The organism is Natrononativus amylolyticus (assembly GCF_024362525.1).
In the GTDB taxonomy this organism is placed as follows: domain Archaea; phylum Halobacteriota; class Halobacteria; order Halobacteriales; family Natrialbaceae; genus Natrononativus; species Natrononativus amylolyticus.
The window spans coordinates 1,429,722-1,441,857 of sequence record NZ_CP101458.1 but is presented as its reverse complement, the minus strand read 5'-3'; the positions used below and the strand labels follow the sequence as shown (position 1 = coordinate 1,441,857).

Below are 12,136 nucleotides of genomic sequence, written 5' to 3'. Positions count from 1 at the left end.
GGGGCGGTCTTCAGCCTAACTATATCGTTCCTCGCGCCAGGGATCGGCGGTCTCCGAGTAGCCGCGGCGCTCCCAGTAGCCGAGTTCGGGTTCGGTGAGGAACTCGACGCCGTCGACCCACTTCGCGCCCTTGTAGGCGTACCTGTGGGGCGTGACGACCCGAAGCGGGCCGCCGTGTTCGCGCGCGAGCGCCTCGCCGTCGAACGCCCACGCGAACAGCACCTCCTCACGCAGGCAGTCCTCGAGCGGCAGGTCGGTCGTGTAGTCGTCGAGCGCGGAGAACATGACGTGGACCGCGTCGTCTGCGACGCCGGCCCGCTCGGCGAGTTCGGGAAACGGCACGCCCGTGAACGCGCAGTCGAACTTGCTCCAGCCGGTGACGCAGTGAAAGTCCTGTCGCTGCGTTTCGCTCGGAAGCGCTCGGAACTCCTCCCAAGTGAACGAGAGCTCCTCCTCGACGGCGCCGGTGACGGTAAACTCCCACGTCTCGGGGTCCCACGCCGGCGTGCCGCTCTTCGAGAGGACGGGGAACTTCGAGGTTTCGCGCTGGCCCGGCGGCAGCCGGTCGTCGCCGAACTCCCGGTAGAGGTCCGTGACGTCCTTCATGCTCGACGGTCGGACCCGCGCGACCGTATGTGTACCGCTCTCGTCCGCGGTGGCGCTCTTTACGGTCGGTCCGTTCGATCCGGGTACGGTGCGATTTCCCGGACCGCGAGCGGATCGAAACGGTCCGGAACGGTTCGGACGAGGGGTAACATCGAGCTACCGATCGAAACGCTCGCCATACGGAAGTAGCGTCTCGTAGTCGAGTGGATCGCATGGCGATAAAGCAAACCCAACAGGAAGAGCAGATGCCCAAACAGGCACAGCAAATGGGACAGGAAGCACTGGGCCCGGCGGTGCTCGCCGCGGCGGCGTCCGTCGGCCTCTCGTGGTACTACTTCTTCGTCCGCGGTGACCGCCAGCGGGGGCTGTTCGTCGGCCTCTGGCCGCCGACGATCCTCGCGTTCGCGAGCTACTTCAACCAGCGTCGGATGCAGCGCCAGATCCGCATGCTGACCCAGCCAGGCACGACGCTGCGAAACGCGATCGACTCCGTGATGGGCAACAAGTAACGCCCGCGGTTCGACACTCCCGCCTCCATCCCGGCGACACCCTCGAGCGGTCGTCGCTTTTTCGGGACACGACGCGCCGTTTCCGGGCGTGTTCGCGCCCGTCAAACTTAAATACCCCCTCGCCGAAAGCCGAATCAGATGCCGAAAGTAGAGATCACGATACCCGAGCACCTCGAGATGCAGATCGCCCAGATGGTCGAGCGCGGCGAGTTCGTCAACCGAGAGGAGGCGATCGAAGATCTCCTGTCGACGGGGATCAAGGCGTACAAGACGAGCGGCCCGATGGACGAAGAAGAGCCCGGCCTCGAAGACGACGGAATGATGGGCCACGACGACGAGTACGTCTTCTAACGCGACTCTCCCTTTTTAGAACGCCAGCAGCGGAATACCGAAGGCGATCAGCAGTCCCACGAGGGTGACGACGGCGCCGATGCCGACGTCGCGGGTCGTGTACTCGCTCATCGGGGCGGTCGTCCGCTCGGCCTCGAGGTCGTGTCCGACGTCTGCGGCCGAGTCGTGGTCCTGGGCGGGTTCGGTGTCGTCTGCCATACGTGGTGGTTCCGGAGTCGAGAACTTAAGCCCTCCTACCCGCGGCGGCGTGTCGGTCAGAAGCCGAGCATCCAGGCGGAGATCCCGATGAAGATGACCATCCCGAAGACGTCCACGACGTTGGTCACGATGGGGATCGTCGTGTCGTCGGGATCGATCCCGAGGCGGTAAGAGGCGTACGTCGCCGAGAAGCTGAAGACGATCGCGATGACGGCGATCGACATCCCGCTGACGAGCGAGATCACGAGCAGCGTCGACAGCGCGAGCGCGCCGCCGATGACCTGGCCGAGCGCCCAGGTACCGAGGGCGAGGGCGGTAAAGATCGTGAACGCGAGCGCCAGGATCGCCAGCACGTTCCCCCACAGCGCCTGGTCGCGGCGGTCGAAGTCGGTCATCCCTAGGTGGAGTCGCGTCGTGAGCCGCGAGCTCAGGATCGCCCCCAGGTTGCCGCCCATGTCGACCATCGCCGGCACCATCACCGCGAGCAGCCCGTACTCGTTGAGCATCTCCTCTGCGTCCTCGAGCGTGAGTCCCGCCCAGAGGACGATGATCGAGAGCACCACCAGCAGGGGGAGCATGTTCGCGACGATGCGTTTTGCCGACCAGGTTCCGAGCGAGCCCTGCGGTACCTGCATCAGACGATCACCTCGACCGTGAGGACGGCGATCAACAGGAACAGCATCCCGAAGATGTCGCCCAGCGTGGTGACGATCGGGCCGACCAGGTTGTCCGGGTCGTAGCCGAGCTTGTAGCCCGCGAAGATCAACGCGAGCAGGCCGACGATCATCACGACCGACGTCAGCGTCCCGGCGAGCAGCATGATCCCGACGAGCTCGAACAGGTGCGCCGAACTCCGGTCGAGGAGCTGGAGCGCACCCCAGGAGAGGAAGCCGATGACGATCGAGATGGTGATGCCGTTGACGAACGAGGCGGCGACCGCGTTGACCAGCCGCTCGTTCCACTCGAAACGCGGCTCGATCAGCCCTTGGTGGAGCCCGCTCGAGATCCGCCCGCCGAGCGCGCCGTAGACGTTACCGCGGGTGGCGAGGAACACCGGCACCATCACGAGCAGGCCGGGAAAGCGCTCGACGCTCTCTAACAGCCCCTCGAGAACCAGCCCGGCGAAGAGACCGCCGCCGAGTGCGAGCAACAGGATCGGGATCGCTTCGCGGTAGATCCCCCAGAACTCTTCGCGGTAGTTCATACTACGGACTGTCTCAGAGCCATGGTAAACGTACCGGGATAGTCTCTCTCGTGTGGACGGGCACGGGTAGCCCGCGCTACCACGATCGGCGGTAAAAGCGTGCGGTTTCCGACAGGGCTGTCGTCGGATTCGGACTCCTTTACTACCCGCGCCCCCTCCCTCGAGACAGACACAACATGGGGCTCACAAAGCGCATCATCCCGTGTATCGACGTCGATATCGACGACGACGGGAACCCGGCGGTGTACACGGGCGTCCACTTCGAGGACCTCGAGTACACCGGCGACCCCGTCGAGATGGCCCGCGAGTACAACGAGGCCGGCGCCGACGAGTTCGTCTTCCTCGACATCACCGCGAGCGCAGAGGGCCGGGAGACGATGCTCGACGTCGTCTCGCGGGTCGCCGACGAGGTGTTCATCCCGCTGACCGTCGGTGGCGGCATTCGAACCACCGACGACATCAAGGAGACCCTGCGGGCGGGTGCGGACAAAGTCTCGATCACCACCGGCGCGCTCGAGCGTCCCGAACTCATCACCGAGGGTGCCCGCGCCTTTGGCAGCCAGTGTATCGTGATCAGCGTCGACGCGAAACGGCGGTTCGACGAGGGCGGGGAACACTACGTCGAGGTCGACGGCGAGTCCTGCTGGTTCGAGTGTACCAAGAAGGGCGGTCGTGAGGGAACCGGAATCGACGTCCTCGAGTGGGCCACGGAGGCCGAATCCCGCGGCGCGGGGGAACTGTTCGTCAACTCCATCGACAAGGACGGCACCAAGGACGGCTACGACGTCCCCCTCACGAAAGCCGTCTGTGACGCCGTGGAGACGCCCGTCATCGCCTCCTCGGGCTGTGGCGGCCCCGAGGACATGTACGAGGTGTTCACCGAGGCCGAGGCCGACGCCGGTCTCGCGGCCTCGATCTTCCACTTCGACGAGTACTCGATCGCGGACGTCAAGTCCTACCTCGCGGAGCGAGACGTCCCGGTACGCCGTTAGTACCTCCGTCGAGCCGCCGGCCGCCGTCGCCGACCGGACGGGTCACGCGAGTCGACCGGAACAGGAAGCTGCCGGCCCCACGTCTATCTCGCTGTCCGGTGAGCGCTCGAGTGTGACCCTTTCCGCCACGCTCACCGACGTCCACCGGATGACTCCCGACGTGAAGCTGTTCCGGCTCGTCGTCGACGGTCACACCTTCGAGTACGAGCCGGGCCAGCACACGACGATTCACTTCGAGAGCGACGGGGAGGAAGTGACCCGACCCTACACGGCGATCGCGCAACCGGGGACGAACAATCTGGTGCTCGCGATCAAGCGCTACGACGACGGCACCGCCTCGGTCTACATGCACGAGCGGAGCCCCGGCGACGAGATCGAACTCGAGCCCGTCGACGGCAACCTCCACCTCAGAGACCCCACCAGAGATGCGGTCTTCATCGCGACGGGAACCGGGATCACGCCGCTGTATCCGATGCTCACCCAGTACGCCCGCGACGGGGAGGGGAACGCCCGCCTGGTGTTCGGCGAACGGGATCAGGAACACCTCATCTTCAGGGAGAGCCTCGAGCAGCTCCGGGCGAGCAACGCGACCGTCTCGGTCGAGTACGTCCTCTCTGACGCCGAGAACGACTGGGGCGGCCGAACCGGCCACGTCCAGGACCACCTCCCCGGGACGCTCGAACCGATCGAGGATCCCGCGGCGGCCGACGCCTACGTCTGCGGCGTTCCGGAGATGGTCGTCGAGACGCAGGAACTGCTCGCGGAGGCGGGGTTCGACGGCGACCGGATCTTCACCGAGGGGTGGGAGTCCGACGCGGCCGACGGCTGACACTGTCGGACAAGACGATCCGACGATCGGTCGCTCGAGTATGGCTGTCCCCGGAGCGGGCGGACGAATTGAGGTACGCTTATAGCCGCTCGGTCGCCCGGTTCTAGCAGTGACCTGGCGGTGTACCCAGTGCGGTCGGACCCACGAGGGGAACGACCCGCCGTGTGAAACCTGCGGGAACGAGCGGTTCGAACGCCTCGCCGACGGCGAGGCGGGGACCGTCGACACCGCACCCGCCTACATCTGGGTCTGTCCGAACTGCGGCCGCCAGCACGTCAAGAACTCCCCGCCCTGCTCTCGCTGCGGCAATCCCGACCTCGAGAAACGCGAGCAGCGCTACGAGGACCTCGACACCGACCTCGAGGTGCCGGGCTGGCTCGAGGTAGCGAGACCGTACTCGCCCGTCATCCTCGTTCTGGTGGTCGTCGTCGGCCTGTTCGCGACCGGACTCGTCCCGCTGTCGGTGTTGCCGGGCGTCGGCACACCGACGCCGCCAGACGCCCCCGGCGAGGGAACGGAGGCGTCGGGAATCGACCTCGAAGCGACGGAGCTGGCGGTCCACGACCGCCTCGAGGCCGAGCGAACGACCGCGGAGGTCTCGGCACGGAGCTACGACGACGGGCTCGCGGCGTTCGCCGAGTACCGCAACCGCCAGCTGGTGATCGCCCACGACGAGGGGACGGAGCCGGCGGACCGGCCGCCCCTCGGCGAGTTCGATCCCGCGTGTTCGGACGGGGCTGCCGGGGTCGACGTCCGGACGGACGCGGGGGTAATCGAGGAGTACGAGGACGAGGACGCGCTCGCCGCGTTCCTCGCCGACGAGCTACTCGAAGAACACCGGTCGCTGCTCACGGGTGAGGGACAGACAGAGGGACTCGACGTTCACGTCGGCGAGGACGGGTCCGTGTTCGTCTACTACGTCGCCTGTTAGGCCGCCGCCTCGAACGCCTCGCGGAACGCGGTCGTCTTCTCGCGGACGCTGATCGCGGCCTCCTCGAGGGCGTCGAGCGGGGCGACGCCGCCTTCGGTTTTGATCGTCAGGATCGGGTCGGTTTGCCCACCCGACTGCTCTGGGTTCATGTCGTACGTCGCCGCGGCGACGTTCTCGTGTTCGAGCAGCGAGCCCTTGAGCACGTTCATGAACGTGTGATCCTCGCCGCTGATTTCGATCGATAGCTCGTCATCGCTACTCTCGGTGACCCGCAGCTCCATACATCTCCGTGGGTCCGTCGGCCGCTTGTACCTTTCGAAGCCGCCCCTCGAGGCCGGCGAGAGACCGCGGACGTCCCTCGAGGCCCGCGTCGTCGCTCCCTTTGGTAAACCCTATGCCATCCCGCGAGTAGGTCGTACCATGCTGTCGCTCACTGGCGGGCTCGCGCTGGTGATCGTGGCGACCGTCCTCGTGTCGGTCGGCGCGATCAGGCTCGTCGACCGCTCGAGTCGGCGCTGGCGGGACGTGCTCCGGGCGCGTCTCGTCTGGGGCGTGCCGTGGGGAACGCTCGTCGTCTGTACCTTCGTCCTCTGTGTCTACCTGTTCGTCCAGGACGGCATCACGGACTTCCGGAACCCGGTCACGATTCCCTACCGGGCCTGGTCGTACTTCTCGCCGCTCGGGATGGCGACGTCGTCGTTCTCCCACGCCGACTCGGGGCACCTGATCGGTAACCTGACCGGCGCACTCGTCGTCGCACCGATCGCCGAGTACGCGTGGGGTCACTACCCCCGGTCGCGGGAATCGGCGCCGTCCTGGCGGACGAACCCGTGGGTGCGGGCGCTGGTTGTCTTTCCGCTGGTCGTCATCGCGGTCGGGCTGCTCACCAGCCTGTTCGCCGTCGGCCCCGTCATCGGCTTCTCCGGGGTGGTGTTCGCGTTCGCCGGGTTCGCCATCGTGCGCTACCCGATCGTGACCGTTCTCGCGACGCTCGGCGCCCACGGAACGATCCTCACGATCTACCGCGCCCTCGAGCAGCCGATCCGGTTCTACGAGGCGACCGCGAGCCCGCCGGGACCGCCGTCGTGGGCGACGATCGCCATCCAGGGACACGCGATCGGCTTCCTGTTCGGGTTCGTCCTCGCCGCGGTCGTCTTCCACCGCCGCGGCTACCGCCCCGACCCGCTGGCGCTGTGGATCGCGCTGCTCTTCTTTGCGTTCTCGAAGTCGCTGTGGGCGATCTACTGGTTCGGCGGCGAGAACGTCTACATCCTCCTGCAGGGTCCCGGCGTCGTCGTCGTCACGGCCCTCGCGGTGGTGCTCACGCTCGCGGTAACGGCGTCGGACCGGCCGCTCGGTCCGCCCCGACCCGGCCGGTGGCTCGAGCGCATTCGCGGATACCCCGCCGACGCTGGATCGGGGACGGTTCGGCGTCCCCGCCCGCTCCCCTCGACGCGCTCGCTCTCGCTCGGTGCCGCCGGCGCTGGCGGGGACGCCGACGGGGATCGCTTCGAACGGATCGCGGCGATCGCCGGCGGCACGCGCCGGTCGCGCGCCGCCTCGAGCAACCGGTGGCCCGGCCGGCGGGCGTCGGCGCTGGTCGTCGTGGTCCTCGTCGTCGCGCTGATCTCCGGACCGGCGATTCCGGTCAACCTGTTCGTCGTCGACGGCGAGCACACCTCCGAGCGCGCGGTTACCGCCGGCGACTACACCGTCGAGTACACGGACGGCACCGAGAACCAGCTCGTCCCGGTCATCGAGGCCGGCCCGTTCGAGAACGCGACGAGCCTCGAGTCCAGCGGCGTCATCGTCTCGAGCGCCGACCGAAACATCTGGATGGAGGCGACGACGACGAGTCGGCTCGCACACAGCGGCGACGCGACCGTCTACGTCGGCGGCCCCGGCTGGCGGGAGGCGGTTCACGTCGACCGCGAGGGCTGGTCCGCGACCGGCAACAGCTCGGTCTACCAGGTGTGGCTACGGGTCGGCGACGGCGACCGGTCGCTCGCCTACGAGTCCGAGGCATCGCAGGCCGATCCGACGATCGCCGATCGAAACGTGACGGTACACTCCGAGGGAGGTGAGTTCCGCCTCGCGGTCACATCGGCCGACGGCGAGGAGGCGATGGTCGATCTACCCGCCGAAAACGAGAGCGTCGACGCGAACGGGCTGACACTCGAGTACGACGACGACGCGATCTACGCGATCCACGACGGCACGCGAGTCGAGGTTGCGAGCGCGGAGAGCTACGACTGATCGTCGCGGTGAGGGGACAGCGGCCCGTGTCGCGTTCGACCCCGCGTCGAGGGTCAGGGTGAACCGTCTCCGCACCGGCTCACGTCGGCTGGAGGTTCCGATTCACCCGGAACACGTTGGCCGGGTCGTATCGCCCCTTGGCCTCGAGGAGTCGGTCGTAGTTGCGTCCGTACGTCTCTTCGATTCGCCCCCGGCTCTCGTCGGCGGTCTGAAAGTTGATGTAGTTACCCGTCGAGAAGGGATGGAACCCCTTCCACGCATCGCGAACCCACTCGCGGTACCGTTCGCCGTCCGGGTCGTCCGGCTCCCACATGCCCGCTGCGCCGTAGACGAATCGGGCGTCTCGGTTGCCGACGGACCCATCGTCGGCGTCGCGCTCGTTGAGCGCCCCGCCGACGTGTGCGAAGAGCAACTGGCCGCCCGGGATAGGGTTGTCCGCGGCTAACTCCCGCATCGTCGCCAGCAGGTCGTCCTCGAGTTCGGCGGCGAACTCGGTCTTCCAGTAGTAGTGGTTCCCCTTCGGCTGGGTCGCATCGAGGTAGGACTGGATCTCGGTGTAGGACTGCTCTCGAAGCACGTCGACGATGGGGTCGGGAAGCGCCCGAATCGGTGCCAGCGCCTCGTCGACGGCGGCCAGGTCGCCGCTGTAGCAAACTGCCATCGCACAGATCCGCCTGCCGTGCCACGCTTCAGGGACGAACGGGGCCGGCGGTGCCCGGCGCATGAGCAGAAACGCCGTGAGCTCCCTGGGCGCGGTGGCGGTGAGCTCTCGATAGGCCGCGAGGATCTCCGCGGCCCGCTCGAACGGCCAGGCGATGAGCCCGCCGTAGACGGTCGGCCCGACCTCGTGGAGTCGGAACGTAAACGAGGTGACGACGCCGAAGTTGTGACCGGCACCGCGAACCGCCCAGAAGAGATCGGGGTGCTCCTCGCGGCTGGCGCGGCGGACCTCGCCGTCGGCGGTAACGATCTCGACCGCGAGGAGGTCGTCGACCGTCCAGCCGAACCGGCGGGTCAGATAGCCGAAGCCGCCACCGAGGGTCAGCCCCGCCAGCCCGACCTCCGAGACGAAGCCACAGGAGGTCGCAAGCCCGTGGAGCTGCGTCTCCCGGTCGAGGTCGCCGAGCTGACAGCCCCCCTGGGCGATGGCCGTTCGCTCGTCGGGATCGACGACGACGCCGCGGAGTCCGGAGAGGTCGACGGTAAGCCCGCCGTCGGCCAGCGCCGTCCCGGCGATGTTGTGGCCGCCTCCCTTGACCGAAAGCAAGAGGTCGTGTTCGCGGGCGAAGTTCACGGCGGCTACGACGTCGGCCGTTCCCGTCGGCCGGACGACGAGGGCGGGCGTCTTCTCGATCATCCCGTTCCAGGTGCGCGTCGATTCTTCGTAGCCCGGGTCTTCGGGCGTGAGGAGTGAGCCCCGTAGCTGCTCGCTAAACGACTCGAGGGCCGCCGCCGGAAGCGAGGCCGTGGCTCCGTCTCGAGTAGTGAGGGTCGTTCGACTCATGAGCCCCGGTCGGATCGCCGTGTTAGCTGGTCGGGAAACGGTTCTCTGGCCGCTACATCGGTGTGAATCGGCGGTTTCATGGCTTCCTCTTCGTGGTTTCGACCCTCCGTTTCGTCTGCCCCATCGGTGGGTCGACACACCGGGCAGCTCGACGCGGAAGGATGGGTGAACTGTTAGATGGCGGCCTGCATCGTCTTATCCCGTGAAAATCTGTCGCCCCCTGACGGCTGTTCACCCGGTGAACAGCAATGGGAGATGAGTCGCCACGGCTCCGCTACGTCGGCCGATCGCCGGACCACTCGATGCGAAAGACCTCGGCCGCGAGCGTCCGGGAGTCGTCGGTGTGGAACTCGAAGCGCCGTTCGATCGGGAACGCCGCGCGGAAGGCGTGGGTCACCTCCCCGCCGTGGTCGGCCGCGAAGGACTCGAGAAACGCCTGGCTCCCCTCGTTGTGGATCGTATAAGAGACGGTCGCGACCCGGGCGGCTGTCTCGAGGAACGCCCGGTCGGCGCCCTCGTTGCCCCGCTGGGCGCCGAACGGCGGATTCGAGAGCACGGTGATCCCGTCCGCCGGACAGAGCGGCAGCCGGGTGGCGTCTCCCCGGAGCCAGCCGATCTCGGGACGCTCGAGGACGGCGCGTTCGTTCTCCCGCGCCAGCGCGAGCGCGTCCGCGTCGACGTCGACCCCGACGACCGACGTCGAGCCGGCGAGGGCGGCGCCGATCGCCAGCATTCCGGTGCCCGTGCCGAGATCGACCACGCGCTCGAGGTCGCCCTGGATCGCGGCGAGGTGACAGACGTGAGCCGCGATCTCCGGCGGCGTGAGATACTGCTCTAAGGAAACCGACGGGTCGGAGAAGTCGCGGACTGACTCGAGGCGGCGGGCGATCGTGCGCCGTGACGGCATCGAGGGTGGTTCAGGACTCGAGACTAATGGGTGCGTCGAGTTCGAGGGCGAGCCCCTCGCGGTCGGCCCGCTCGGCGCAGGCCGCCAGCGCGGGACGGACCTTCTCGGGGTTCGCCACCTCCTCGGCCTCGACGGTCACCGAACCGACGCCGAGGAACGCACCCGCGCGCACGTACGACCGGATCCGGTCGACCTCGCGCTGGGTGTCGAGCGAGCAGTCCTCGTCGAAGCAGGCGTCGACGGTCAGCCCGGCGGGGAACAGCCCGTTGCGGTTCAGCTCGCGCTTTAAATCCCGCAGGTACTCCGGCGCCGTCGACTCCAGGGCGTCGGCCTCGAGTCGGACCGGCGTGACGTCTTCGGGCCGACAGCGTTCGATCGTTCGGTCCACGTTCGGGGGGAGAGTCGCGCTCATTACGAACCCATACACATGCCGCATACAAAAGCTTTAGCAAATGCTTAGTAGTAATTCTCCCTCGGCCGAGGGCCCGAAAGCGAGCGAGTGGACGACGACCGCGCCCGTCGGTGACGCAACCGCATACAGTTAAGAACGCTCGATGACAGATACCACTATGGACGACTGCCCGCGCTGTGGCTCCGCGCTCGAGCGACTCGAGCTGGGCGAGGTCGAAACGATCGCCTGCGGTCGCTGTGGCTTCGCGGACGTCCCCGTCGACCACGAGAGCGACCGGCCGAGACTCGAGTCCTGGCGGGACGCGCTCGAGCGGTTCTACGAGCGGTAACTCGAGCCTGCGGCTCCGTCGGCGTCGACGCAAAAAAGCGGGTTCGGCTCGGTTACTCGGCGGCGGCCGCTTCGACGTCCTCTTCTTCGTGTTCGACGTCCTCGTCCGAGCGGGCGGCGACGAGGCCACCCCGGGCGACGCTGTACAGCGGCTCGCCGGCGTGGGAGACGCCGCTGATCGAGAACGGAATGTTCGCGTCCTCCAGGTGGTCGCGGAACAGCGCCTCGAAGCCGCTGGGGCTCGAGGTGCCGCCGGTGACGACGACGGGCACGTCGAGACCCTCCTCGACGTCCTCCTCGTCGACCTCCGCGACGATGTTCTCGATGACGTAGTCGAGTAAGTTCTCGTAGTAGATCGACAGCGCCCCTTCGACGCCGCCGACGTCCGTCGTGAAGTCGAGTTCGAAGTCGTTCTCCTTGATCGAGGTGACCTTGTCGACGGGCGTGCCCGTCGCGCGGGCGGCCTGCTCGTCGACCCAGTCGCCGCCGCGGGCGACGGAGAACTTCATGACCGGCACCGCGTAGTAGGAGAGACAGACGTTCGTCATCCCCGCACCGAAGCTGATGCCGAGTCCGGTGAAGTTGTTGTCCGCGAGTTCGGAGTAGACGACGGACATCCCCTCGTTGATGGGTTCTGCGTCGTAGCCCATATCGTTCAGGAACGACTCGATCGTCTTCTGGTGGTACAGCGTCGAGAGATCGTCGTCGATCGGGTCCGCGGGCGTCGAGAAGTACAGCTTCTCGTCCGGATAGGCGGGTTCGCCGACGACCTGCTCGATGATGAGCTTCATCATCGGGATCGCGCTCTTCTCGTCGGCCGAGAGGATCCCGTGTTTCATCGGGCGGCGGGTCTCCTTGTTGAAGATGTTCGCGAAGTTCAGCGCGTCGTCGCCGACGACGTACACCTTGTCGTCCTTCCGAATGTGGAGGACTTCGCTCCGCGAGAGCATCTGCTCCGCCATATCCGAGTACTCGATCTCGACGAATGAGTTTCGTTGCTGGACGAATACCGTGTCGTTACCGTCCTGTTGTGCCGACAGGATGTTCATCGTGCCGACGTCTAGGCCCTTAGCCATATTCGGGCAAGGTATCTACCGGATTATAAAACTA

At 66.9% G+C, this 12,136-nt stretch carries 16 protein-coding genes; 7 read left to right on the top strand and 9 right to left on the bottom strand.

All coding sequences use genetic code 11. The features are described from left to right. Positions 1–15 precede the first annotated feature (15 nt). Positions 16–606 carry a sulfite oxidase-like oxidoreductase gene (locus NMQ11_RS07595; RefSeq protein ID WP_255170799.1) on the bottom strand — a complete coding sequence of 197 codons (591 nt, stop codon included), beginning with the start codon at positions 604–606 and terminating at the stop codon, positions 16–18. A 212-nt stretch (positions 607–818) separates the two neighbouring features. Between NMQ11_RS07595 and NMQ11_RS07590 the strand changes: the two genes are divergently transcribed. Continuing rightward, complete coding sequence (locus NMQ11_RS07590; RefSeq protein WP_255170798.1) at positions 819–1,115, top strand: hypothetical protein; 297 nt, start codon at positions 819–821, stop codon at positions 1,113–1,115. 138 nt (positions 1,116–1,253) lie between these two features. After that, positions 1,254–1,466, top strand: coding sequence for a ribbon-helix-helix domain-containing protein (locus NMQ11_RS07585; RefSeq protein WP_246969194.1), 213 nt, complete (start codon positions 1,254–1,256; stop codon positions 1,464–1,466). A 15-nt stretch (positions 1,467–1,481) separates the two neighbouring features. On the opposite strand, the gene NMQ11_RS07580 is transcribed toward NMQ11_RS07585, so the two are convergent. The 3 genes from NMQ11_RS07580 to NMQ11_RS07570 are packed head-to-tail and all read right to left on the bottom strand — an operon-like array spanning position 1,482 to position 2,868. Next, the gene (locus NMQ11_RS07580) at positions 1,482–1,664 is read right to left on the bottom strand and encodes a DUF7550 family protein (protein WP_255170797.1); all 183 of its coding nucleotides are present in this window, start codon (positions 1,662–1,664) and stop codon (positions 1,482–1,484) included. Between the two features lie 56 nt (positions 1,665–1,720). After that, complete coding sequence (locus tag NMQ11_RS07575; protein WP_255170796.1) at positions 1,721–2,299, bottom strand: magnesium transporter; 579 nt, start codon at positions 2,297–2,299, stop codon at positions 1,721–1,723. Further along, positions 2,299–2,868: a magnesium transporter gene (locus tag NMQ11_RS07570; protein WP_255170795.1), complete on the bottom strand. Its 570-nt coding sequence runs from the start codon at positions 2,866–2,868 to the stop codon at positions 2,299–2,301. Before NMQ11_RS07570 ends, NMQ11_RS07575 begins: the two co-directional genes overlap by 1 nt. 176 nt (positions 2,869–3,044) lie before the next feature. On the opposite strand from NMQ11_RS07570, the gene hisF reads away from it, so the two are divergent. From hisF to NMQ11_RS07555, 3 genes are all read left to right on the top strand, one after another. Continuing rightward, positions 3,045–3,860: an imidazole glycerol phosphate synthase subunit HisF gene (gene hisF, locus NMQ11_RS07565; protein ID WP_255170794.1), complete on the top strand. Its 816-nt coding sequence runs from the start codon at positions 3,045–3,047 to the stop codon at positions 3,858–3,860. 112 nt (positions 3,861–3,972) lie between these two features. Then, on the top strand, positions 3,973–4,689 hold the full coding sequence (locus tag NMQ11_RS07560) for a ferredoxin--NADP reductase (protein ID WP_255170793.1): 717 nt from the start codon (positions 3,973–3,975) through the stop codon (positions 4,687–4,689). Positions 4,690–4,798: 109 nt separating this feature from the next. Further along, on the top strand, positions 4,799–5,620 hold the full coding sequence (locus tag NMQ11_RS07555) for a zinc-ribbon domain-containing protein (RefSeq protein WP_255170792.1): 822 nt from the start codon (positions 4,799–4,801) through the stop codon (positions 5,618–5,620). Here NMQ11_RS07555 and NMQ11_RS07550 read toward each other — a convergent pair. Then, a complete protein-coding gene (locus tag NMQ11_RS07550; protein WP_255170791.1) occupies positions 5,617–5,901 on the bottom strand; it encodes a DNA-directed RNA polymerase subunit L in 285 nt (94 codons plus the stop codon). The genes NMQ11_RS07555 and NMQ11_RS07550 overlap by 4 nt on opposite strands. Positions 5,902–6,040: 139 nt before the next feature. Between NMQ11_RS07550 and NMQ11_RS07545 the strand changes: the two genes are divergently transcribed. Then, a complete protein-coding gene (locus tag NMQ11_RS07545; RefSeq protein ID WP_255170790.1) occupies positions 6,041–7,876 on the top strand; it encodes a rhomboid family intramembrane serine protease in 1,836 nt (611 codons plus the stop codon). A gap of 79 nt (positions 7,877–7,955) precedes the next feature. Here NMQ11_RS07545 and NMQ11_RS07540 read toward each other — a convergent pair whose 3' ends face one another. From NMQ11_RS07540 to NMQ11_RS07530, 3 genes are all read right to left on the bottom strand, one after another. Then, entirely contained in the window at positions 7,956–9,380 is a 1,425-nt protein-coding gene (locus tag NMQ11_RS07540; RefSeq protein WP_255170789.1) for an FAD-binding oxidoreductase, read from the bottom strand. Between the two features lie 274 nt (positions 9,381–9,654). Next, positions 9,655–10,287, bottom strand: coding sequence for an METTL5 family protein (locus NMQ11_RS07535; protein WP_255170788.1), 633 nt, complete (start codon positions 10,285–10,287; stop codon positions 9,655–9,657). Between the two features lie 10 nt (positions 10,288–10,297). Beyond that, positions 10,298–10,699, bottom strand: a complete 402-nt coding sequence (locus NMQ11_RS07530; RefSeq protein ID WP_255170787.1) for a DUF7961 family protein — start codon at positions 10,697–10,699, stop codon at positions 10,298–10,300. 157 nt (positions 10,700–10,856) lie between these two features. Here NMQ11_RS07530 and NMQ11_RS07525 point away from each other — a divergent pair, with 157 nt between their 5' ends. Beyond that, positions 10,857–11,027 (top strand): zf-TFIIB domain-containing protein, encoded by a 171-nt coding sequence (locus NMQ11_RS07525; protein ID WP_255170786.1) that lies wholly within the window; start codon positions 10,857–10,859, stop codon positions 11,025–11,027. A gap of 52 nt (positions 11,028–11,079) precedes the next feature. Here NMQ11_RS07525 and NMQ11_RS07520 read toward each other — a convergent pair whose 3' ends face one another. Further along, positions 11,080–12,102 carry a disk-shape morphogenesis protein volactin gene (locus NMQ11_RS07520; RefSeq protein ID WP_255170785.1) on the bottom strand — a complete coding sequence of 341 codons (1,023 nt, stop codon included), beginning with the start codon at positions 12,100–12,102 and terminating at the stop codon, positions 11,080–11,082. Positions 12,103–12,136 lie beyond the last annotated feature (34 nt).